A 22,096-nucleotide genomic window follows, 5' to 3' on the forward strand; every position below is an offset into this window, starting at 1 on the left:
CTCGAGCGCTGTTCGCGCGGCCCTCCAGGGGCCGCGCTCGAGCGCGCCAGCGCTCCAATAAACACAGCCCAATACCTCCGTGGTGCACAAAAACACCGAGGTTGTGCCGTACCGACCGCCGACCGCCGACCGCCGACCGCCGACCGCCGACCGCGAATATCTCAGAACTCGTTAGCTACCCCGATGACCGTGCGACCGGAGTGGCTGCCGTCCTTGATCGACTGCAGAACAGCGTCAACATCGGTAATCGACGCGAACGATTCGATCGCCGAAAGATGCTGCGGACGCAACTCTTTACCCAGCGCAGCCCAAAGAGCACGCCGCTTCTCGATAGGCAGGAACACCGAGTCGATACCCAACAGACTCACCCCACGCAGAATGAACGGCAGCACCGTGGCGGGCAGGTCGGAGCCACCGGTGAGACCACTGGCCGCGACCGCGCCGCCATAGCCGATGGAGCTCAGGACGAACGCGAGAGACTTGCCACCCACGCTGTCGACAGCACCTGCCCAGTTCGCCTTGTTCAGCGGGCGCGGCTTGGCCTCAGGATCGAGGGGAAGACGACCGATCACCTCGTTGGCGCCGAGTTCGGCGAGCAAATCGCCCGCGTCGGTCTTGCCGGTCGAGGCGATCACCTCGAAGCCCAGGCCGGACAGAATGTCGATGGCGACGGTGCCGACGCCGCCGGTAGCGCCGGTGACGAGCACCGCGCCGTCGTCGGGGGTGAGGCCGTGGTCGAGCAGGGCCTGCACGCTCATCGCGGCGGTGAAGCCGGCGGTACCGATGGTCGCGGCGTCGCGGGTGTCGAGGCCGTCGAGTTTCACCACCCATTCGGCCGGCACCCTGGTGTATTCGGCGAAGCCACCATTGCGGGCGACGCCGAGGTCGTAGCCGTGCGCGATCACCTGGTCACCGACGGCGAAGTCTTCGGACTCCGAGGCGGTCACCTCGCCGGTGAGGTCGATGCCGGGGACGATCGGGTAGTTGCGGACGACCCCGCCGCGCGGTGTGATCGCCAGCAGGTCTTTGTAGTTCGCACTCGAGTAGTGGATCTTGATCGTCACATCGCCGGTGCCGAGGAAGTCGTCCCCTACCTCCTCCCGACCGAGCACGATCCCACCATCCGACTCACGGGCCACCATCGCGGAGAAGTTCATGAGCCGAGCATACGAGTCATCCACCCGTCCAGCGACGAATCAAATCCTGGACATTCGATCACCACGCTCTGGTGGCGCGAGCCTCCCGGGCGATGCCGCCACAGAGCGTGGTGATCACTCGTCCAAGGGCAGGAGTTCGAGGCGGACGCCGAGGAGGCGGACGGGGCGGTCGAGCTCGAAGCGGTCGATGACGGCCAGGGCCGTGTCGACGATGGTGGCGATGTCGGTGGTCGGCTGGGGGAGTTTGCGCTGCTTGCTGCGGGTGTAGAAGGTTTTGGTTCGCACGGTGACCGAGACTCGGGTGCTCACGCGGTGATGGGCGAGCATCTCCTCGGCGACCTCGGTGGCGATGCGGGCGACCTCGCGACGGATTTCGTCGGGGTCGGTGAGGTCGTGCGGGAAGGTCTCGGACTTACTGCGGCCGACCGGGATTCGCGGAGTGGTGGTCAGTTCGGTGTCGCCCTTGCCGTGGCCGAGGACCCACAGGTACGGGCCGGTGTTGGGGCCGAATTCGGCGGCGAGGCGTTGGCGGTCGGCGGCCATGAGGTCGGCGACGGTGGCGATGTCGAGTTCGGCCAGGCGTTTGGCGATGCGTGCCCCGACGCCCCAGAGCGCATCGGTGGGGCGGTGGCCCATGAGTTCGGTCCAGTTCGCGGCGGTGAGCTGGAAGATACCCCCGGCGGCACCCGGGTCGTGTTCGGGTTCGGCGGACGTCTTGCCGGTGGACTTGGCGAAACCGGTGGCCAATTTGGCGGTGAGCTTGTTGTCCCCGATGCCGACGGAGCAGGTCAGGTCTAGTTCGGTGACAGCACTCCGGATCTCGGTGGCGAGCTGCCAGGGGTCACCGTCGGTGGCGACGAAGGCCTCGTCCATGCCCCACACCTCGACGGCACCGGCCACCCGGGCGAGCGTGGCCATGATCTCCGCGGAGGCGACCTCGTAGGTCGCCATGTCCAGCGGCAGGAACACGCCTGCGGGACATTTGCGCTGCGCGGCTTTCAGCGGCATCCCCGCGCGCACGCCGAAGGCCCTGGCCGGATAGGAAGCACAGGTCACGACCTTGCGGGGCTGGGAAGGGTCGCCCTCACCGCCCACGATGACGGGCTGTCCGCGCAGCTCGGGGCGACGCCGGAATTCCACCGCCGCCTGGAACTGGTCGAGATCGACATGCAGGAGCCACTGGGGCACTGCTCCGTTCTATCGCATCACCGCCGCGAGGGAGCCCAGCTCTTGCGCACGGCGTAAAACAGAACTAAATTCTGGTCATGAAGATCCGAGATCGGTTGCTGCTCGCCGCGGAGCGGCAGTTCGCCGAACACGGTGTCCTCGATGCCACGCTCAACGACATCCGCGCCGCCGCCGAAGCCAGTGTCGGCGCGCTCTACCACCACTTCCCCGACAAGGCCGACCTGTACCGGCAGGTCTGGGTCAACGCGCTCACCGACTATCAACAGCACTTCTACGCCGCCGTCGCCGACTGTGCCGACGCCGAGACCGGCGTCGTCGCGGGCGTGCACGCACATCTGCGCTGGGTGCAGGAAAACCAGTACCGGGCAACCGTTCTCACCGCCGCGCGCCCGCCGGGTGTGCGCGAGAGCGAGCGCAATCTGGAGTTCTTCACCTCGGTCCGCCGCTGGTGGCGGACCCATGTCGCGTACGGCACGGTGCGCGACCTCGAACTCGACCTCGTCTATGCCCTGTGGCTCGGGGCGGCACAGGAATTCAGCCGCCAATGGCTTGGTGGCAATATCCGTACCGCGCCAACCGATGTCGCTCCCGAACTCGCCGCAGCCGCTTGGGCGACCCTGCGGGTCGAGGGCGCCGAATAGTCACCGAGCACCGCCACTCGAAGAACGGAACACCCGATGCCGACCGAAGCCACCTCCCTCGACCTCGACCTGGCCCGGCAGGTACTCGCCGCGCAACCCTTCGCTCGTCTCGTCGGTACCGAGCTGACCGAATTCGGCGACGGCGCAGCCACATTGGTGATCGAGATCCAGCCAGAGCACGGCCAGCAGTTCGGCTTCGTGCACGGTGGGGTGCTCGCCTACGCCGCCGACAACGCACTCACCTTCGCCGCCGGAACCGTACTCGGCCCCAATGTCCTCACCGGCGGCTTCACCATCACCTACCTGCGTCCGGCCAAGGGGGAGCGGCTGCGCGTGCACGCCACCGTGCTCGGCGCCACCCGCCGCCAGGCCGTCACCCACTGCGACGTGTACGCCGAGACCGAGGGCGAGGAACCGATCCACTGCGCCGTGGCCCAGGGCACGACCCGCCGCGTCGAGAAGGATCTCACCCCCACGGCCGAAACGGACGAGGACACCGAATTCGAGGACGACGAGGACGAGTACGAGACCGACCAGCTCACCGTCGTCACCGCCGACATGGCCGAGCTACCGCCGACCGTCAGCCGGTAGCCCGGCGCACGAAAAAGGGGCCGTGCGCGAATGCACGGCCCCCCTTTTCGATCAGGCACTGACGGCGAACGTACCGTCGGCGGCCGGTTCGGCGATGGGCTCGATGGCGTAGGCCAGGATGTCGGCCACGTCGGCGACGGGGCGCACGTCCAGGGCCTCGAGCACCTCGGCGGGCACTTCGTCCAGGTCCGGTTCGTTGCGGGCCGGGATGAAGACCGTCTTCAGCCCGGCTCGCTGCGCGGCGAGCAGCTTCTGCTTCACCCCGCCGATCGGCAGCACCCGGCCGTTGAGGGTGACCTCGCCGGTCATACCCACATCGGCACGCACCTGACGATCCAGCGCCAGCGACACCAGGGCGGTGACCATGGTGACACCCGCCGACGGACCGTCCTTGGGGACCGCGCCCGCCGGGAAGTGGATGTGGATATTGCGGTCGAGCACCTTCGGCTCGATCCCGATCTCCTCCAGGTGTGAACGCACGTAGGTGAGGGCGATCTGCGCCGACTCCTTCATCACGTCACCCAACTGGCCGGTGAGGGTGAGCGAACGCTCGCCCTCGGCGGCATTGGCCTCGATGTAGAGGACATCGCCTCCGGCGCCGGTCACCGCGAGGCCCGTCGCCACACCGGGGACGGCGGTGCGCTCCACCGAGTCCGGGGTGAAGCGGGGGCGGCCGAGGTAGTCGGTCAAGTTGTCCACATCGATCACCAGGCTCTGCACCTGGCCCGCCGGCTGCGGACCGGTGCTGATGTCGATGACATTGTCGTAGCCGAGTTCGGGGTCGTACCCGAGCGTCGCCTCGCCGTCCGTCGCGGCGCCGACCTGCGCCTTGCCCGTGGACGCCGCACTACTCGGCTCCGCATCACCGGTCACCAGGCGGGTTGCCGCCTTGCGCAAGGCTTTCGCGACCAAACGCTCCATCTGGCGAACGCCGGCCTCCCGGGTGTAGTTCGCCGCGACCTCCCGCAGCGCCTCTTCGGTGATCGAGACCTCTTGTGCCGTCAGCGCATTGCGCTCCAGCTGCCTCGGGACGAGGAAGTCGCGCGCGATGGCCACCTTGTCGGCCTCGGTGTAGCCGTCGACCGTGATGAGTTCCATGCGGTCGAGCAGCGGACCGGGGATGGTGTCCATGACGTTGGCGGTCGCGATGAACAGCACGTTGGACAGGTCGAGGTCCAGGTCGAGGTAGTGATCGCGGAAGGTGTGGTTCTGCGCGGGGTCGAGCACCTCGAGCAGCGCCGCCGCCGGATCACCGCGGAAGTCGGAACCGACCTTGTCGATCTCGTCCAGCAGGACAACGGGATTCATCGATCCCGCCTCCTTCACCGCGCGCACGATGCGGCCCGGCATGGCGCCGACGTAGGTGCGCCGGTGGCCACGGATCTCGGCCTCGTCGCGCACACCACCGAGGGCGACGCGAACGAACTTGCGGCCCAAGGCCTTCGCGACCGACTCACCGAGCGAGGTCTTACCGACACCGGGCGGGCCGACGAGCACCATCACCGCACCCGAGCCGCGGCCACCGACCACCTCGAGCCCACGCGCCGCGCGACGTGAACGCACCGCGAGGTACTCGACCATGCGGTCCTTCACCTCGTCGAGCCCGTGGTGATCGGCGTCGAGGATGGCGCGGGCACCCGAAACATCGGTGTTGTCCTCGGTTTTCACCGTCCACGGCAGGTCGAGGACGGTGTCGAGCCAGGTGCGGATCCAGCCCGACTCGGGGCTCTGGTCGCTGGCGCGTTCGAGCCTGCCGACCTCGCGCAGCGCCTCGGCGCGCACGTTCTCGGGCAGGTCGGCGTTCTCCACACGGGTGCGGTAGTCGTCGGCGCCGTCGGGTTCGTCCTCGCCGAGTTCTTTGCGAATGGCGTTGAGCTGCTGGCGGAGCAGGAATTCGCGCTGGCTCTTCTCCATGCCGTCGCGCACTTCTTCGCTGATCTTCTCGGTGACCTCGACCTCGGCGATATGCGCCTTGATCCACTCGATCTGCTTGGTCAGCCGCTGCGCGACATCGGGAGTTTCCAGCAGTTCGCGCTTCTGCTCGTTGGACAGGTAGGGCGCGTAACCGGCTGTGTCGGAGATGGTTTCGGGGTTGTCGAGCTGGTTGACGATGTCGATGATCTGCCAGGCCTCGCGGCGCTGCAGAACGGCGATCACCAGCTTGCGGTACTCGGCGGCGAGTTCGGTGGTCCGTTCGTCGGGCGCGGGCGCCTCGACGGGTTCGGCCTCGACCCACAGCGCAGCACCCGGCCCGGTGACTCCGTGCCCGATCCGCGCCCGGCGCTCGGCCTTGAGCACGGCCGCGGGCGCGCCACCGCGCATCCGGCCGATCTGTTCGATGGTGGCGACCACGCCGTAGGAGGCGTAGCCCTCGTCCAGGCGCGGCGCCACGAGCACGGCGCCGGTCTTGCCTGCCTGCGCGGCGTCGATGGCGGCCTGCGCGGACTCGTCCAGTTCGATGGGCACGACCATGCCCGGCAGCACGATCGGATCGGTCAGGAACAGCACCGGCAGGTTCTGAGCTGTAGTCATATCGACCCTTCCAAAAGTTGAGCTTTGCTGACTCAACTACAGAAGATCGCACTTTGTTCCGACCCCGGCAACCGTTCACTCACGGCGAACGAAACGCCGAACGCCCCCGGCTCCCGAGGGGTAGGTGGGAGCCGAGGGCGTTCGTGCGTTGATGGTGTTTCGAGGGTTCTAGAGGTTGCGCTGGAGCCTTTCGGTCGGGGGATCGATAGTGCGGCCACGACTGCTCAGCACACCGAGGACGATGCCCGCGATGACGAGGATCGCGCCGAGGATGCCGAAGACCACCGGCAGGGTCTTACCGAAGAGATCGAGCTTGTCGAGGCTCTCCTGGGTCACGGCGAGCTGGGCATTGATGGTCTCCTCGTCGAAGACCAGGTGCGCCTTGAGCGCCGTGACGTCGACCTTGTCGGCGCTGCGGCCGTAGAACAGGTGGATGGACTCCCCACCCTTGAGGACCGCGCCGGTCCTCGGCTCCACCCACACGTCGCGGGTGTTGGTGTAGTAGCGGGTCATGGTGACCGGCTCCTCACCCTCGAGGCCCCACTTGGCGGCGGGCAGGGTGAGCTTGTTGGTGGCGGCCGGGACGACGTCCCACATGTTCGTCACCGGGATGGTCTGGCGGAAGTGGTACACCGGCACGCCGTTGACCTCGGACTCCTCGACGAAGTCGATGTCGTAGGTGGCGCGGGCGTTGAGATCGAAGTACGGGTAGGACTTCTTCTCGGTGCCGATCGGGAACCGGTACTGCAGACCACGCCGCTGCGACGGGTCGGCCACCGAGGCGCCCGACTTGTCGACGTTGACGGCGATGGAACCGTTGGGCGAGACCGGAATCGGCTCGCCGGTCTTGCGGTCGATGGTGACCCGGTCGACCGAGGCGGTGAGCAGCCCGGTGTCACCGTCGCGGTCGTCGCGACGCAGCGTCTGACCCGCCTGCACGGTCATCTCGTCGGCGTCCGACGGCTCTTCGACGGTGAGGAAGCGCTGCGACACGATCGGCACATTGGTGTCGATCTTGGCCGAGCCCTCGGGCGAGGTGAGCGACTTGGCGTCGAGCACGAGGGCTTCCTCGCCGGGAACGCTCTTGGCGATGGTGGTGATCCGCAGGTCCAGTGGCGTCTTGGCCACCTTGCCGACGGTGTAGGTGGGAATCATGGCGGCGCACGCGAGCAGCAGCGCACCGAGACCGACGAGGATGCAGGCGATGATCCTGCGCACGTTGCTCATCGGCTGCCGTACGTGACGTTGCCGAGCAGCGACGAACCCGGGTCACCGGTCGTCTCCGGCTCGGGAATCGAATTCTGTTGCGCGCCAGCGGTGATGCCCAACACGGCAATCACCCCGAGGATCGCGCCGGCCAGCCCGCTGATCAGGCCGGGGACGGCAAACTTCATAGATCGAACTCCAATTGCGTTGTGCCGGTTCAGGCGACGGAGAAGAACCCGATGGTCGGGGCGAACGAGCAGGTCCGGTTACCGTCGGCGGTTTCGGTGGTGAGCGAGCCGGTGACGACCGCGACGACCCGTCCCGCACCGGTGTCGGCGATGGCCGAGAGGGTGGCGGGGCCGTCGGGGTTGATGCCCGCCGCGTTGGTGAGCACCTGGGTGCCGGTGCGGCGGTTGTCCAGGTTGACCCACTGCACGGTCATCGGCGGGTTCTGCTCGACCGTGGGGGTTTTGGTGCCGAGCGCGGTGAACACGAAGCCGGTCTGGCCCGCACCCGGTCCGGGCGGGGGCAGTTCGGCCGGTCCGGGGACCGCGAGCGCGGTACCGACCGAGTCGGAGGTGGGGCCGATGCAGCCCTTGCCGATGGTCGGGTACAGGAACTGCGCGATGCGCGGTCCGTCCGCGGGCGGCAGCTCGGGGCCGCCACCGCCGCTGCCGTCGAGGAACTTGATGATCCGCTCGAGGGTCGACTTGACCTGCGCGGGGATGCCGGGGGTTGCCAGCAGCAGGCGCGCCTGGGCCAGGATCGCGGCCTGTCCGCCGTCGGCGATGAGGCCGGGACCGGAGATGGCGCCTACGATCGTCGGTGCCAGCGCTGCCAGCGTCTCGGAGGGCACGTTCTCCGCGATGGCGGGAACGCTCTGCTGCGCCGCGTGCTGCGGTGCGGCCAGGGTTGGCGTGGGCGCCACGAGTACAGCACTCGCCGCTAGTACGAAAGCAGACACTGCGGTCCGCGATCCTCGGGTGCTCAGCACTGGTCGGCCGTCCTTCGTTCGGTGGATAAATGGAGCGACCCGGAATTCACAGGAATGTCTGTGTTATCCGGAGTTTCAGATACTTTGGAGAGGTGACTACAGCGGACAGACGGTATGGGGGTCGTACGGTCGTCGCGCGTAAAGCCGAGCGCCGACAGCGATTCCTGGAAGCAGCGACGCGAATCTTCGCCGAACGCGGGTACGCCACGTGCTCGCTTGCCGAGGTGTGCGCGGCCGCCGGGCTGTCCAAGCGGCAGTTCTACGAGGAGTTCGAGACCCGCGAAGACGTGCTGGTCGCGGCCTACGACCGCATCCAGGACGACGCCGCCGCGGCCGTCGCCGCCGCGCTCGCCGAACTCACCACGCCCACCGACCCCGAGCTCGCGCTGCACGCGGGGTTCCGCGCGTACCTCGAATCGCTCGGCTCGGACCCGTACCGGGCCCAGGTCGCGCTCATCGAGGTGGTCGGGGTGAGCGACCGGATGGAGAACCACCGCCGCTCGCGCAGGCACGCGTGGTCGGTGCTGATCGGTTCGGCACTGGTGGACATCGGCGTGCGCCTGCGTGGCGACGCCGAACTCACCACCGCCCTGCTCACCGGTGCGGTGACCGGAGTCGCGCACGAGTGGCTGTTGCGTGAGTCCCGGCCGCCGGTCAGCGAACTGGTGGATCTGCTGACCGGTGCCGCCTTGGCACTTGTCGATTTCGATTGATTCGCGCGCAGCCGACGAGAGGGTGGCAAATACGTGCGCCTGCCGCCTACTCAATCAACTCCCTTTCCGGACATTGTGAGACCGAACGGCTTCACAGTGTGGGACGAGAGTCTGGCACAGGAGTGACTCAGGTCGCAACGGCAGAATTTCTGAGACGGGTATCACCTGTGCGTTTGTAGATTGTCACTATCGCGATATCGGCCATTCGAGGACGTCCGACAGGGCCTCAGGTTACTGGTCAGTCGCCCGATTAGGGGCGCGTTCGGCGGACTTCCGGCAATTGAACAGCAACCTGTTCTACCTACTTCTTGTGCAGGGTGCCCGCGATGGAACCGCCGAACACTCCCGGCGTGCTGTATCGGAGGGTGCCGTCCGGCTGGCGGGTGACGGTGGAGGTGTTGCCCTCGTCGACGCAGTCGCCGTGGGTATCGCCCGTGAGGCGGGCGCGGAAGACGAGGCGGTCGGCGGTCGCCTGGATGAGGGTCTCGGCCCGTTCGCAGCGCGTCTGCGAGATCTGGCCCGTATTGGACGCCGTGGCCAGCTCCTGGCCGACCTCGCCCGGACGGATGGTCAGCACGATGTCGAAGGTGACGAGGCCGTCGGCGGCCTGGCCGGTCCAGGTGCCGATGAAGGAATCCGGGACGGTCGATACCGATTGGGTGCTGGTCTCGGTGCCGGTCGGGGGCATGCCCGGCGGGATCGTCAGCGTGGCGGTGCCCGATTGGTCGCCGAGCCGGATGCCGATGAGCGAGGCCATGACGGCGGCGACGACCGCTGTCACGGAGACGGCCGCGATCAGAAGGGTGCGGGTTCTGGTGCGATGAGGGGCGTTCCCCGGTGACGGGGCATGCCCATGCGGCGCCGAGGTGTGCCCGGCTGTCCGCGCGACCGGGGGCGGGTACGACATGGTGTGCGGGCGGTCGGGCGGGGTGATGCCTGCGAGGGCAGTCGGGTCCGTGCGGTGGCTCGGGGGGACGGCCGTCGGGCGGGCGCCCGGGTCGGTGTCGAGGTCGAGCAGTCGCACCGCGCGCATGCTCACGTCCTGCATGACGAGTGGTGGGAGCCAGCCTGCCCCGTCGGGGGTGCCGATCTTCCTCAGCTCGGCAAGCGCCTGTTGTGGAGTCGGGCGGTCGGCGGGGTTCTTGGCCAGGCACGCCTCGATCAGCGGCCGGAAGTTCGGTGGCACGGCGTCGAGGCTCGGCTGCTCATAGACGATGCGGTAGAGCAGTTGCACCATGTCGGCCGTGCCGAACGGGCCGTGCCCGCAGGCGGCGAAGGTCAGGACGCCGCCGAGGGCGAAGACATCGCAGGCGGGACCGAGCGGTTCGCCGGTGATCTGTTCGGGACACATGAAACCCGGTGAGCCGATGACTCTTCCGGTGGTGGTGAGCGCCGTGTCCTCCGTGGCGCGGGCGATACCGAAGTCGATCACCTTGGGGCCGTCGACGGCGAGCAGCACGTTCGACGGCTTCAGGTCGCGATGCACGATGCCGACCGAATGCACCGCGACCAGCGCCTCGGCCAGGCCGTGCGCGAGGGCGAGCAGGGAACACTCGGGGAAAGGGCCGTACTCGGTGACGGCGTCCGACAGGGAGATACCGGCCACGTAACCCGTTGCCAGCCAGGGTGGGTGAGCGTCGACTTCGGCGTCGAGGACGGGTGCGGTGAAAGCGCCTGCCACGCGTCGGGCGGCCGCGACCTCCCGGCGGAACCTCGCGCGCAGTTCCGGATCGCCGAGCAGATCCGGCCGGATCACCTTCACCGCCACCGTGCGACCACCGGAATTACGGCCCAGATACACCTTGCCCATACCGCCCGCGCCGAGGACACCGAGTAGCCGGTAGTCCCCGATCCGGCGCGGGTCGTCGGCGTTCAACGGCTGCATCGCGTGAGGTCCCCTTCGAACGAACTACCTCGCGAGGTTATCCGGAATGCCGGCGCTCGGCGGGGCGGCGAGGGATCTCGGTGCGGGTGGTGATGCCGAGTTTGGCGAGGATATGTCGGACGTGCGTTTCGACGGTCCGCTCGGAAAGCACCAGGCGATGGGCGATCTCGCGGTTGGTCGCGCCCGCCGCGACGAGGTCGTGTACCTCCCGTTCGCGGGCGGTCAGGGGGTCGGCGGTGTGGGTAGCGGTGGTGATCGCGGCGAGCAGGTCGTCGGCTTGCCGCAGGCGGTGAGGCATGTGGAGACGCCGGAATGCGGTGGCGGCCTGTTCGGCGGCTGCGCGAGCCGCGGCGAGGTCGGTGATGCGGTCCGCGCCGGGGCTGGTGTGGGCGGCATGCGGGCCGGCGGTCCGGCCACCACCGTTCAGGTCGGCGGAGGAGACGGCGGTGGGATCGGCACGCGGGCCGGTGGCACGCCCGGCAAGAGGGTCGGCGTCGTCGCTCCGGGCGGGGTCGCTGAGAACGCGGGTGGCGCGGGCCAGGTGGGTGCGGGCAAGGCCGAGGTGGCCGAGGGCGATGAAGGGGTGGGCGCCGATTTCGGTATCCATGGTGAGGCCGAGGCGGTAGAGGTCGATGGCGGCGTTCAGGTGGCCTGCCACCCTGGCGTTGTCGGCGCGGACGCGGGCCAGGGAGCCGACGCAGATCAGGGCGCCCGTGCCGTCGGCGGCGTAGTTGTGCTCGCGGCCTGCCAGGACACGGTAGACCCGGTCGGCGGTGTCGGCGTCGTCGAGCAGTTCGGCTACCAAGCCGACCGAGTACACCGTTCCGTTCCAGCGTGGGCCGATCTCGAGGGTGTCGGGGAGCGAGCGGAGCGGCTCGAACAGGGTGCGTGCCTCGTCGAGATCACCTGCCAGGGCGTGCATCATCGGGGAGAACAGTTGTGCGATAGGTATTTTCGGGGCGAAGGCCAGCGCGGCGACAGCTTCGTCCAGGACGGTGCGGTCGACGTATCCGACGATCACCGCATGCATTCCCCGGAAGGCGTGGTGCAGCCCGGCGAGGGAGTAGTCACCGATGCCGAGTGCCAATTCATAGGCGGCGGCATCGAATTCGAGCGCTGCGTCGAGTTCGCCGACCAGGGCCGCGCGGGTGGCGCGCAAGCGCAGCAGGTGCCAGCGGGCCACCGGGAGTTTGCGGCGGTCGGCCAGGAGTTCGATGTGGTCGAGGGCGTTGTCGAAGGCGGGGAGGTCGCCGCGTTGCAGGGCGGCGTCGGCTGTCCACACATATCCCCAGAGCTGTGCCAGTGGTTGTTCGGCATCGACGGCGATCTCGATCGCGCGGGCGGCCAGTGCCGTTCTCTCGTCGAGGTATTCGGTGGTGGCCAGCGCGAGGTGGCGGGCATGGATGACATCGAGCGCGACATCGGGATCGGTGGAACCCTCGGCGGCGCGCATCGCCTGCTCCGACAGACGTCTGGCCTCGGCACCCGCGCCGCGATCGGCCGCCGCCAGGGCCCGTTGGGCAAGTATCCGGGCGATCAGGTCGGCGTGCTCGGCGGGATCCAACTGCTGTAAGGCTCTGCTACACAGGTGATCCAGCTGTGTCATCACGGTCGGCGTCGTGACGCCGTGGACGACGAGACCCGCTTCGGCGAGCAGATCGGGGCGGCCCGCCTGCTCGGCGAGATCGCTCGCCCGCACGCAGTGCGCGAGGCTGTCGGCGATCCGTCCGTCCGCGAACTCATCGCGCGCGAGGTCGATCAGCAACTCGGCCCGCTCCTCGGCAGCCGACCCCACCGCGTCGATGGCCCACTCCCCGAACCGAATCGCCTCCGCATACGCTGCCGCCGCGCGTGCCGAACGGGCCGCCACCCGTGACCAGTACAGGCACGACGAAGACTCCCCGCACCCACTCGCCTGCCGCCAATGCGTCGCGATCAGTCCCGCAAGCCCGTCCCCGCAGGTCTCGGCCAAGGTGATCGCCGCCGCCCGATGCAGCACCGCCCGGCGCGACGGCGCCAGATCGGCATACACCGCATCCCGGATCAACGCGTGCGCGAACCCGTTCGCACCCTCGGCGAAACGGCGCACGATCCCCGCCGCCGTCGCCGCGTCGAGCGCCCGCAGCACCCGCTGCCGTGCGCCCTCGCGGTGCACGCCACCATCACCCATACCGGACTCGCCCTCGCGGGCACCCTCGACCGCGCCGTCCACCTCCGGCCGGTTCCGACCACCAGTAGCACCGCGATTCGTGTGCATGTCGGCAGGCAAGGCGTCCCGTTCGACGCTCGTGCCCTGATCCAGCCGGTACCCCGGTGCCGACTGCGCGCAGGTCGACTCGTACACGCGGACAAGGAGATCCACGTCTATGCGTTCGCCGAGGACGCTTGCGGTGCCGAGGATGTCGATCTGTTCGGGGGAGAGGTGGTCGAGGCGGGTGAGGATGAGGCGGCGGAAGCCGGGGACCTCGATCAGGGGATCGCCGGAGCGGGCGGGGTCGGAGTCGATGACCAGGCGGACCAGGAGGGGATTTCCGTCGGTGCGTGCGTGGACGCGGGGTGCGTATTCCGCAGGGAGATGGTGGCATTCGAGCCAGTAGCGGACCTCGGGCTCGGAAAGGGCTGGGACGGTGAGGAAGTGGGCGTGGGGGAGGCGTAGCCAGTCGGGCTGGACGGCGAGGAGGTTGTCGCCCGCGGGTTCGCGGGCGGTGGCGACGATGAGCAGTCCGGTGCGCTCGGTCTGGGCGGCGACGTGGCCGAGCAGGGCGAGCGAGGTGGGGTCGGCCCAGTGCAGGTCCTCGAGGATCAGCAGCAGACCGGGGCCCGAGGACGCGGCGGTGAGGACGTCGGCGACCTCGGCGAACATCCGGAATCGGCGTTCGGCCGCGGCGCCCGGCTCGGCGACCGTTTCCAGCGCGGCGGCCAGGCCGGGCACGGAACGGGCCGCGCGCCGCCACAACCACAGCGGCGGCATACCCGCGTCGTCGACGGCATTGCCGCGCGCCACCGGCATATCCGCTTCGGCGGCGAGCTCGGCCGCCCGGTCGGCCAGCCACGATTTGCCGATCCCGGCGGGCCCGCTCACCAGCACGAAACGACCCGAACCCGACTGCGCGGCCAGCACCGCGGCCCGCAACCGGGCGAGCTCCTCGTGCCGCCCGACGACCGGAGTCTGCATCGTCCCAGTATCCGCGCATCGGGCGAAGTTCAGTACCGCGAATACGTACCGGCACTGATCCGCGCGAGCCCGCCCGCGGCGATCCTGAGATCACCACATCATCGCAGGTCAGGAGCACATCATGTACGCACACCTCGTCTGGTTCGACCGCCCGCGCGGCGCCGCCGAACTGGCGGCCGCCGACTTCGCCGCCACCCACCGCATCCAGCCCGCCGTCGCCACCGTGCCCGGCCTGCTCGACTTCTACGAATTGCGCCGCCACGACGGATCGGGGCTGGTGATCGGCATCGCCGAAACCGAGGCCGCCATCCACGCCGTGCGCGCGGCCATCCTCGCCACCGACCTGCTGCCGGGTGAGGACCCGACCCTGCTGCCCGGCCCCGACCGGGTGGAGATCTACCCGGTCCACGTGCACCGCGACCGGGCGACCATCTACGCCGAAGGAGCACGGTCATGAACCCGATCATGACGGCCACCGACTGGGTGGCCGATACCGAACACAGCACCGCCGCCTTCCAGGTGGGCCATTTCGGCCACCACGTCCGTGGCGAGGCGCCGGTGATGGCAGGCCTGCTCACGCTGGCGCCGGACGGCCGGCCGGTCACCGCCACCGGCGTGATCGACCTCGCCGCGATCGACACCGGCCACGCCCGGCGCGACCGTGACCTGCGCAAACCACGCCTGCTCGACCTGGACCGTCATCCACGGATGACATTCACCGCCGAGGACATCACCGCCGAGGACGGCCGGTGGCGCGTCGCCGGGGTCGCCTCGGCGCGCGGACGGACCGTGCCGCTGATCTTCACCGTCGACGCCTTCGACGTCACCGACACGACCGTCACCGTCACCGCCTCGACGGTCCTCGACCGCACCCAGCTCGGTCTGCGCGCGCCGTCGCTGCTGATCGGGCGGTGGATCGACATCACCGTCCGGGTGGTGTTGCGCCCCGCGCTACAGGTCGGCTAGGGCGAGACCGGTGAGCGGGTTACCGATACGGACCAGTTCGGTGTCGGTGCCCGCGCCCAGGTCGACCAGGCGGATCGAGCCGCCGAGGTCGCTCACATAGAAGTGGGCGTCGAACCCGGCCAACCCGATGGCCTCGCGATACCCGCGCGACAAGATTTTCGGCCGGCCCACGTCGGGTTGGACGGCAGCCTCGTTGAGCGAGTTGCCGTCGGGTTCGGCGCCGCGATCGGTCCACATCAGGGTGTGGGTGCCGCGCAGTTCCAGATCGATCGGCTCCGGCAATCCCGCCCACAGCATCTCGATATCGGTGCGGGCGGCCGGGTCCATGCCGGCGGGCAGGTCGATCGGGGCGCGAAAGATCCGGCCCTCGCCCGCGTCGGGAGAGCCTTTCTGCGACCAGTAGACGAGGCGGCGATCGGTGTCGAGGCAAATACCTACGCACCAATTGGTCTGCAGCTGTGCGTCGTTGCCCGCGACGACGAGTGGTCGCAGGTCGTCACCGTTCAGGTCGCAGGTGAGCACCGACATGCCTTCACGGTCACACCAATACAACCGGCCCGCTTCGAAATCGGCGGTGAGCTGTTTACCCGTGGTGAACGACCCGGGAGCGAGGACGGTCGTGCGATTGCCGCCGTCGAGGTCGACTCGTTCGAGAGAACCGTTGCGGGAGAAGAACTCCGGCTCGATCCCCGGCCGCCCGCCGGGATCGGGGCGGCCCATGTTGGTCCAGTAGATGTGGCCGCGCAGCTGGTCGACGACGATGCCGTCCGGTGTCTGATCGAGCCCGCTCACCAGCGTGCGGACCTCGCTGCCGTCGAGCGAGACGGCGAGGATCGCACCGGCGGCGAGATCGAGGGCCAGCAACTCGGTCACCGCTCAGCCCTGCTTCGGGTAGTCGTCGTAGAAACCCGCCCCGGATTTCACGCCGAGCTTGCCCGCGTCGACATACTTGCGCAGCACCGTGATCGGGCCCTCGGGCAGATTCGGGTTCTCCTTCTGATAATGCTCCTCGATATCGAGCACCACATCGAGTCCGACCTGATCCATCATCCGGAACGGTCCCGCCTTGGTCCCGAAATTCAGGACGAACATCTGATCGATGTCCTCGGGCACCGAGACGCCCTCGGCGACCACCTCGAGTGCTTCGCGTTTGATCGCGGCCCAGATGCGATTGAAGATGAAACCGGTGCTCTCCTTGCGGCACAGGAACGGGTGCAGACCGTATTCGGGGAAAGTGCGCAGCACGAAATCGAGCACCTCTTGCGAGGTGTGCCCGTTCGACATCACATCGAGCGCCGTGGACGCGGGCGGCATGTAGAAGTGCGTGTTCAGCATGCGGTCGCGGGTCTCGCAGTCCTCGGTGAACAACCGGCTGGCGTACGACGACGAGTTCGAGGCGACGATCGCGTCGGCGTCGGCCTGCGTGTCGAGCTGGGCGAACACCTTCTTCTTCAGGTCGAGGATCTCGGGCACGGCCTCGACGACCAGCCAGGCGCCGCGCACCGCACTCGCCTGGTCCTGGATGTACTCCACCGAACCCGGCGACCCGCTCGGCACCGACGCGGCGACGGTGGGCAATTGTTCGCGCACGTAATCCACCGCCTCGGCACCGGCCTGCGCGGTCGGGTCGACGATGTGGACCTTGCCGCCCCGGGTGGCGAACATCAGGGCGATCCGCCTGCCGAGCGTGCCCGCGCCGATCACGGCGACCGGACGATTCAGATGATCCTGCGGAACACTCACGGTGACTCCCTCTACACAGGTGGTGGGAAGAACTCGTCGTCAAGCGCGGATCAAGCCTATCGCCAACCGGCTGCCGAATGGTTGCTGCGCCGCTGACGGGGGGTGTTCAGTTCGTTGACACCCCGTCATGACCGGTCAGAATGTGGTTGCCTTATCCTCACGTTCTTCACGAAATTCGCGCGTCAGCTCTAGGGGGCTCCTCGATGACCACACTGGCCTCCGGACTCTTCATCGATTGGGAAGAGCTCACCGGCCAGTCGAAATTCGTCGTCGATCTCGTGAGCTTCCCGATCTTCAGCGCCCTGGCCGGCTGGCTCACCAACTGGACCGGCGTGCTGATGCTGTTCTGGCCCTTGCATTTCAAGGGCTTCCGGGTGCCGATGCTGCACATCCTCTACCCGTACCTGCCCCGCCGGGTGCAGGTGCTTCCCACGTTCTCCGGCGACGGGCGGATGCTCGGTTTCCAGGGCTTCATTCCCGCGCGCGCCGAGAAGATGGCCAGCATCTGCGTGGACAAGGCGCTGATGCGCATCGGCAGCCCGCGCGACTTCATCCACGAACTCGACCTCGACGGCATCGGCGACTACCTGGCCGAACATGCCCGTCCGCAGGTGCAGTCGATCGTCGACGAGATCATGTACCGGGAGAATCCCGACCTGTGGCGCTCGCTGCCCCGGCAGATGAAGCAGGCGGTCTACCAGCGGGTGGACCGGCAGCTGCCGACCTTGTCGCGGCGTGCGTTCGAGAGCCTCGGCGACAATATCGATCAGTTGCTGGACGTGAAGAACTTTGTGATCCGGTACCTGGAGAAGAACCCGCAGATCCTCAAGGACCTCACCACGACCATCGCCGCGCCCGAGCTGAAGTTCATGGCGCGCATCGGTCTGCTCGGTGCGCCCTTCGGCCTGATTCTCGCGCTGTACCTGCACGTGCACTCGCAGATCCCGTACTGGGGCGCCATTCCGGCCTGGGTGATCGTGCTGTTCGCCTCGGCGATGATCGGCGTGACGGTGAACGTCATCGCCATCAAGATGGTGTTCGAGCCGGGCGACCCGCAGCCGCGCTACAAGTACCTGTGGCGCCAGGCATTGCTGGCCAAGCGCCAGCCGCAGGCCGCGACCGATCTGGCCCACATCCTGGCCTACCAGGTGCTCACCGTGGAAAACCTGTCCAACGAGTTGCTCGAGGGACCCAACGGGGACAAGACGCGCCAGCTCATCGAGCGGGTGGTGTCGGAGGAGATCCACCGTCAGCTGGGGCCGACCGCGTTCATGGTGCGCGCGGCGATGGGTAAGAAGCAGTTCGAGAACCTCGCCGTCTCGGGTGCGGGGGCCGGGCTGAGCATGGCGCCGGGCATGGTCGAGGACGAGCAGTTCGTGCGGGAGCAGGCCAAGAAGATCGACGATTTCGCGGCCCGCAAGTTGCGCACGCTCACGCCAGGCGAGTTCATGGAGATGTTCTACGCGTCGGTGGAGCAGGACGCCTGGTTGCTGTACCTGCACGGTGGCGCGCTCGGGATCGCCGTCGGCGCGATTCACCTTCTCATCTTCGGCTGGTAGGCAATAACAAGCACGCGTGCTTGCATTTTCCGGGTGGCGCTGCGATTCTGGTGACGACGGCGCACCCGACCGGTGGCGCGACGCTTCGCCCCAAGGAACCACATGGCTGACCTCGCAGCGCTGCTCGACGATTTCGCCGCCGAATGCGCGGACCTGGAGAAACTCGTCGCCCCGCTCGCCCCCGAACAGTGGCAGACCCCCACACCGGCTCCCGGCTGGGACATCGCCACCCAGATCGCCCACCTGACCTGGACCGACGAGGTTTCCGTCCTGGCCGCCACCGACAACGCGGCGTTCACCGAGCTGCTCACCGAGGCCGCCGCGAAGATGTTCACCTTCGTCGACGAGGCCGCCGAGGAACTCGCCAAGACTCCGCCCGCCGACCTGCTGCCTCGCTGGCGCGCGGGCCGCGAACAGCTCATCGCCGCCCTGGCCGCCGTCCCGCCCGGCACCAAACTGCCCTGGTTCGGCCCGCCCATGAGCGCCGCCTCGATGATCTCGGCCCGCATCATGGAAACCTGGGCGCACGGTCAGGACGTGGCCGACGCACTCGGCGTCACCCGGACCCCCACCGACCGCCTGCGCACCGTCGCCCACATCAGCGTGCGAGCCAGGAACTACGCCTACACCGTCCACGGCGAAGCCGGCCCGGCCGAAGAATTCCGCGTAGAACTCACCGCCCCCGACGGCACCCTCTGGACCTGGGGCCCCGAAGACGCGAAACAAAAAGTATCGGGCCCAGCCCTCGACTTCTGCCTGGTAGCCACCCAGCGCCGCCACCGCGAAGACACCGCCCTCACCACCGAGGGCCCCGACGCCGACCACTGGCTCACCATCGCCCAGGCCTTCGCGGGTCCACCTGGACCCGGCCGAGAGCCCAATCAGTTCACGTGAAGTCCGCCATGACAACATCCCCAGCCCCGCACGACCCGACCTCGAGGAGGGTCCGCCGCGAAGCGGCGTAGCGGCCCGGCCGCGCGATCAGCGCTCGAAGCGCATGCGCGAAGCGCGAGTCTCGAGCGTTGATCGCGTGGCCCTCCAGGGGCCGCGCTCGAGCGCGCCAGCGCTCGGAAGACACAGGCGAGCGTCCTCCCTGAGCGCCATTCCTGACTGCCCCGGACGACGTTGGCCGGGGTAGGCCCGTGGCAGTCGTGAATGACGCTCGCCTGCACTCCCGGAATACCCCGTGTGACGTGAGGAAAACAACCACGCCGTCGACACGCGCGCCGACCAGGTGCGATACACGCATGTTTCAGATGTGACCCTGATCTCAGCATCAGGGGTGCTAACTCCAGCTAGCACCGGCGTAACGTGGGGATCAGCGCGTGGCTTTCAACGATGCGAGCACAGCGCTCGGGTAGATCCACACCCACCGGGAGGACTGCATCGTGACCGCACATCGACCTGCACAGATCGCGCGGCTGTCCGCGACGGTGGCCGCCGGGGCCGCCAGCCTCTGCCTCACCGTGGCCGCGGGTGCCTACATCGTCAACAACATGCCCCAGCTCGTGCCGCCGCACGACAACCCGACCCCCGCCGACATCGCCGACCCGGGGCAACACCACCGGGCCGACGACTCCGTCCGCGCCGTCGCCGACGACGTGGTCGAACTGGCCTGGACCACCGAACGCTTCGTCCCCGAGGCAGGCCGGGCACCGGCCGTCAAGCACCAGACCGCCACTGCCGCGACACCGCAGAGCAACCAGGCACTGGACGGCAGGGCACTCGAGGGCAGACTCCGCATCGGCACCACCTATGTCGGCGCCCAGGCCGCGACGCCGCGCACCGACATCGTCAGCTTCACCGTCGATACCAACGCGCTCAACAAGGCGGGCAAGTATCTCGGCATCACCACCGAGCCGGTGGGGGTCACCTCGCTGCACACCGAGGTCGACACCCGCAAGGGCGCAGTGGAATTCGTGCTCACGGACCCCACGCTCGGCCGGCACACCGTGCGCATCGAAGCGCCCGGCGACCAGCCCGGATCCGAGACCGTCGAAGAGCCGACTACCGTCGGCGTGTGATTTCCGGCGGTACCCATGACGGGGTGTACGACTTCTGCGTGATCGGTGGCGGCATCGTCGGTGTCGCCACCGCGCATCGCCTGCTGAGCGCCTACCCCGGCGCGAGCCTGGTGCTGATCGAGAAGGAACACTCGCTCGGCGCCCATCAGACCGGGCACAACAGCGGCGTGATCCACTCCGGCATCTACTACCCGCCCGACAGCCTCAAGGCCCGGTTGTGCCGCGCGGGCGCGCAGTGGACCAAGGAGTTCGCCGCCGCCAACGACATTCCGTTCGAGGTGTGCGGAAAGCTGCTGGTGGCAACCGATTCCACCGAACACGCCCGGATGCTCGATCTCTACGAGCGCTCCATCGCCAACGGTGTGGAGGTGGAGGCCATCGATGCCGCGGAACTGTCCCGTCGTGAACCGGGAATTCGTGGTGTCGGAGCGCTTTTCGTGCCCGCAACCGGCATCATCGACTACGCGAAGGTCACCGCCGCGCTGGCCGCGCAGGTACAGGACATGGGTGGCCGGACCATGCTCGGCACGACCGTCGAGTCGATCGTCGAAACGGACTCGGCTGTCACGGTTTCCGGCCCTGGTGGTGCGGTCGTCGCGAAGACTCTCGTGGTCTGCGCAGGCCTACAGGCCGATCGCCTGGCTCGAATGGCGGGGATCCGCAACGACTTCCGCATCGTGCCGTTCCGGGGCGAGTACTACCGCCTGCCCACCGAACGTGCCGGACTGGTACGGACGCTGATCTATCCGGTGCCCGATCCGGCCCTGCCGTTCCTCGGCGTGCACCTGAGCCCGACCATCGACGGCGAGCTGACCGTCGGCCCCAACGCGGTACTCGGGCTGGCCAGGGAGGGCTACCGCAAGGGCAGCGTGAACGGGCGCGACGCCCTCGACGTGCTGCGCTTCCCCGGCGTGCACCGGGTGGCCCGCACCCACCTGCGCACCGGCGTGCGCGAGTTGCGCAACTCCCTGTTCAAACACGGTTACCTGGCCGAATGCCGCCGGTACTGCCCGGAACTCGGCATCGCCGACCTGCTGCCCCATCGCGCGGGCATCCGGGCCCAGGCCGTCCTGCGCGACGGCACCCTCGTGCACGACTTCCTGATCGAGCGCACGCCACGGTCCATCCACGTTCTCAACGCGCCCTCACCCGCCGCCACCTCGGCCATGCCGATCGCCCGATACCTGGTGGATCAGATCCAGCTTCCAGCAAATAAATAGGATTCTTGTAGTATTTTTGGCCTGTGGGCCACATCAGGTACGCGAGCGACGTCGGCGCGCCCACCGACGCGGCCTTCGCCTATACGGAGAACTTCCAGCATCTCGCACACTGGATGGCAGGCGTCACCTCCGTCACCGCACAGGGCGCGGCACCGGCACAGGGGCTCGGGGCGAGCTGTTCGCTGAAAGTTCGCCTGGGCGGAGTGATCCCGATGACACTCACCTGCGAGATCACCGAATACCGGCGCGGCGCGGTGATCGGGTATACCCTGCGGGGGCGGGTATACGGAACCGTGACACTACGGTTCGACCCACTCGGCTACGAACGGTCGGTACTGACCGCCGAAGCCGGCTATCCACCACCACGCGGTGCGTTCGGCCGCATGTGCCAGGGCCTCGTCGACGCGGCCGCGAGATCGGCACTGCGCCGCACAGAATCGCGGTTGCGAAGGGAGATAGAGGCATTCCACGGTACCGATCTTGTCGGCCGCATCGCCTAGGG

19 protein-coding genes and 1 pseudogene are annotated in these 22,096 nt (G+C 68.1%); 10 read left to right on the forward strand and 10 right to left on the reverse strand.

The features are described 5' to 3' along the window. Positions 1–161: 161 nt before the first annotated feature. Both ACSVDM_RS19745 and ACSVDM_RS19750 read right to left on the reverse strand, forming a co-directional pair. Positions 162–1,157, reverse strand: coding sequence for an acrylyl-CoA reductase family protein (locus ACSVDM_RS19745; RefSeq protein WP_439266900.1), 996 nt, complete (start codon positions 1,155–1,157; stop codon positions 162–164). Positions 1,158–1,271: 114 nt separating this feature from the next. Next, a complete protein-coding gene (locus ACSVDM_RS19750) occupies positions 1,272–2,345 on the reverse strand; it encodes a DNA polymerase IV (protein ID WP_439266902.1) in 1,074 nt (357 codons plus the stop codon). Between the two features lie 77 nt (positions 2,346–2,422). Between ACSVDM_RS19750 and ACSVDM_RS19755 the strand changes: the two genes are divergently transcribed. After that, positions 2,423–2,986: a TetR/AcrR family transcriptional regulator gene (locus ACSVDM_RS19755; protein ID WP_439266904.1), complete on the forward strand. Its 564-nt coding sequence runs from the start codon at positions 2,423–2,425 to the stop codon at positions 2,984–2,986. 36 nt (positions 2,987–3,022) lie between these two features. Continuing rightward, a pseudogene (locus ACSVDM_RS19760) lies at positions 3,023–3,451 on the forward strand (PaaI family thioesterase); the annotation flags it as partial. A 177-nt stretch (positions 3,452–3,628) separates the two neighbouring features. Here the strand turns inward: ACSVDM_RS19760 and lon are convergent. The 4 genes from lon to ACSVDM_RS19780 form a co-directional block, all read right to left on the reverse strand. After that, positions 3,629–6,109 carry an endopeptidase La gene (lon, locus tag ACSVDM_RS19765; protein WP_439266905.1) on the reverse strand — a complete coding sequence of 827 codons (2,481 nt, stop codon included), beginning with the start codon at positions 6,107–6,109 and terminating at the stop codon, positions 3,629–3,631. Between the two features lie 168 nt (positions 6,110–6,277). Continuing rightward, positions 6,278–7,336, reverse strand: a complete 1,059-nt coding sequence (locus tag ACSVDM_RS19770) for a DUF3068 domain-containing protein (protein WP_439266907.1) — start codon at positions 7,334–7,336, stop codon at positions 6,278–6,280. After that, the gene (locus tag ACSVDM_RS19775) at positions 7,333–7,503 is read right to left on the reverse strand and encodes a DUF2613 domain-containing protein (RefSeq protein ID WP_084457534.1); all 171 of its coding nucleotides are present in this window, start codon (positions 7,501–7,503) and stop codon (positions 7,333–7,335) included. The genes ACSVDM_RS19770 and ACSVDM_RS19775 overlap by 4 nt, the downstream gene beginning before the upstream one ends. Before the next feature lie 29 nt (positions 7,504–7,532). Further along, on the reverse strand, positions 7,533–8,309 hold the full coding sequence (locus ACSVDM_RS19780; protein ID WP_067497329.1) for an Rv1157c family protein: 777 nt from the start codon (positions 8,307–8,309) through the stop codon (positions 7,533–7,535). A gap of 92 nt (positions 8,310–8,401) precedes the next feature. Between ACSVDM_RS19780 and ACSVDM_RS19785 the strand changes: the two genes are divergently transcribed. Then, positions 8,402–9,022, forward strand: a complete 621-nt coding sequence (locus ACSVDM_RS19785; RefSeq protein WP_067643913.1) for a TetR/AcrR family transcriptional regulator — start codon at positions 8,402–8,404, stop codon at positions 9,020–9,022. A gap of 301 nt (positions 9,023–9,323) precedes the next feature. Here ACSVDM_RS19785 and ACSVDM_RS19790 read toward each other — a convergent pair whose 3' ends face one another. After that, complete coding sequence (locus ACSVDM_RS19790) at positions 9,324–10,907, reverse strand: serine/threonine-protein kinase (RefSeq protein ID WP_439266910.1); 1,584 nt, start codon at positions 10,905–10,907, stop codon at positions 9,324–9,326. A 37-nt stretch (positions 10,908–10,944) separates the two neighbouring features. Then, positions 10,945–14,082 (reverse strand): AAA family ATPase, encoded by a 3,138-nt coding sequence (locus ACSVDM_RS19795; protein WP_439266912.1) that lies wholly within the window; start codon positions 14,080–14,082, stop codon positions 10,945–10,947. Positions 14,083–14,203: 121 nt separating this feature from the next. Between ACSVDM_RS19795 and ACSVDM_RS19800 the strand changes: the two genes are divergently transcribed. Both ACSVDM_RS19800 and ACSVDM_RS19805 read left to right on the forward strand, forming a co-directional pair. Then, the gene (locus ACSVDM_RS19800) at positions 14,204–14,539 is read left to right on the forward strand and encodes a hypothetical protein (protein WP_439266913.1); all 336 of its coding nucleotides are present in this window, start codon (positions 14,204–14,206) and stop codon (positions 14,537–14,539) included. Further along, on the forward strand, positions 14,536–15,048 hold the full coding sequence (locus ACSVDM_RS19805) for a YceI family protein (RefSeq protein WP_439266915.1): 513 nt from the start codon (positions 14,536–14,538) through the stop codon (positions 15,046–15,048). Before ACSVDM_RS19800 ends, ACSVDM_RS19805 begins: the two co-directional genes overlap by 4 nt. Here ACSVDM_RS19805 and ACSVDM_RS19810 read toward each other — a convergent pair. Together ACSVDM_RS19810 and ACSVDM_RS19815 are read right to left on the reverse strand one after the other, a co-directional pair. After that, positions 15,034–15,921, reverse strand: a complete 888-nt coding sequence (locus ACSVDM_RS19810; protein ID WP_439266917.1) for a hypothetical protein — start codon at positions 15,919–15,921, stop codon at positions 15,034–15,036. The two genes, ACSVDM_RS19805 and ACSVDM_RS19810, sit on opposite strands and share 15 nt — an antisense overlap. Before the next feature lie 3 nt (positions 15,922–15,924). Further along, a complete protein-coding gene (locus ACSVDM_RS19815; protein WP_439266919.1) occupies positions 15,925–16,791 on the reverse strand; it encodes a 3-hydroxyacyl-CoA dehydrogenase family protein in 867 nt (288 codons plus the stop codon). A gap of 203 nt (positions 16,792–16,994) precedes the next feature. Between ACSVDM_RS19815 and ACSVDM_RS19820 the strand changes: the two genes are divergently transcribed. The 5 genes from ACSVDM_RS19820 (at position 16,995) to ACSVDM_RS19840 (ending at position 22,094) form a co-directional block, all read left to right on the forward strand. Further along, positions 16,995–18,350, forward strand: a complete 1,356-nt coding sequence (locus tag ACSVDM_RS19820) for a hypothetical protein (RefSeq protein WP_067643933.1) — start codon at positions 16,995–16,997, stop codon at positions 18,348–18,350. A 102-nt stretch (positions 18,351–18,452) separates the two neighbouring features. Next, complete coding sequence (locus ACSVDM_RS19825) at positions 18,453–19,244, forward strand: TIGR03084 family metal-binding protein (RefSeq protein ID WP_439266921.1); 792 nt, start codon at positions 18,453–18,455, stop codon at positions 19,242–19,244. A 494-nt stretch (positions 19,245–19,738) separates the two neighbouring features. After that, positions 19,739–20,374 carry a hypothetical protein gene (locus tag ACSVDM_RS19830; RefSeq protein ID WP_439266923.1) on the forward strand — a complete coding sequence of 212 codons (636 nt, stop codon included), beginning with the start codon at positions 19,739–19,741 and terminating at the stop codon, positions 20,372–20,374. After that, complete coding sequence (gene lhgO / locus ACSVDM_RS19835) at positions 20,371–21,594, forward strand: L-2-hydroxyglutarate oxidase (protein WP_439266925.1); 1,224 nt, start codon at positions 20,371–20,373, stop codon at positions 21,592–21,594. The genes ACSVDM_RS19830 and lhgO overlap by 4 nt, the downstream gene beginning before the upstream one ends. 23 nt (positions 21,595–21,617) lie before the next feature. After that, the gene (locus tag ACSVDM_RS19840; protein ID WP_067643940.1) at positions 21,618–22,094 is read left to right on the forward strand and encodes an SRPBCC family protein; all 477 of its coding nucleotides are present in this window, start codon (positions 21,618–21,620) and stop codon (positions 22,092–22,094) included. Positions 22,095–22,096 lie beyond the last annotated feature (2 nt).

The organism is Nocardia sp. JW2 (assembly GCF_051843015.1).
In the GTDB taxonomy this organism is placed as follows: domain Bacteria; phylum Actinomycetota; class Actinomycetes; order Mycobacteriales; family Mycobacteriaceae; genus Nocardia; species Nocardia coubleae.

Bases quoted from the DNA above. Each gene is read 5' to 3' on its own strand.
- ACSVDM_RS19745 (WP_439266900.1), bottom strand. From the start codon at position 1,157: ATGAACTTCTCCGCGATGGTGGCCCGTGAGTCGGATGGTGGGATCGTG.
- ACSVDM_RS19755 (WP_439266904.1), top strand. From the start codon at position 2,423: ATGAAGATCCGAGATCGGTTGCTGCTCGCCGCGGAGCGGCAGTTCGCC.
- lon (WP_439266905.1), bottom strand. From the start codon at position 6,109: ATGACTACAGCTCAGAACCTGCCGGTGCTGTTCCTGACCGATCCGATC.
- ACSVDM_RS19770 (WP_439266907.1), bottom strand. From the start codon at position 7,336: ATGAGCAACGTGCGCAGGATCATCGCCTGCATCCTCGTCGGTCTCGGT.
- ACSVDM_RS19775 (WP_084457534.1), bottom strand. From the start codon at position 7,503: ATGAAGTTTGCCGTCCCCGGCCTGATCAGCGGGCTGGCCGGCGCGATC.
- ACSVDM_RS19790 (WP_439266910.1), bottom strand. From the start codon at position 10,907: ATGCAGCCGTTGAACGCCGACGACCCGCGCCGGATCGGGGACTACCGG.
- ACSVDM_RS19795 (WP_439266912.1), bottom strand. From the start codon at position 14,082: ATGCAGACTCCGGTCGTCGGGCGGCACGAGGAGCTCGCCCGGTTGCGG.
- ACSVDM_RS19800 (WP_439266913.1), top strand. From the start codon at position 14,204: ATGTACGCACACCTCGTCTGGTTCGACCGCCCGCGCGGCGCCGCCGAA.
- ACSVDM_RS19805 (WP_439266915.1), top strand. From the start codon at position 14,536: ATGAACCCGATCATGACGGCCACCGACTGGGTGGCCGATACCGAACAC.
- ACSVDM_RS19820 (WP_067643933.1), top strand. From the start codon at position 16,995: ATGACCACACTGGCCTCCGGACTCTTCATCGATTGGGAAGAGCTCACC.
- ACSVDM_RS19825 (WP_439266921.1), top strand. From the start codon at position 18,453: ATGGCTGACCTCGCAGCGCTGCTCGACGATTTCGCCGCCGAATGCGCG.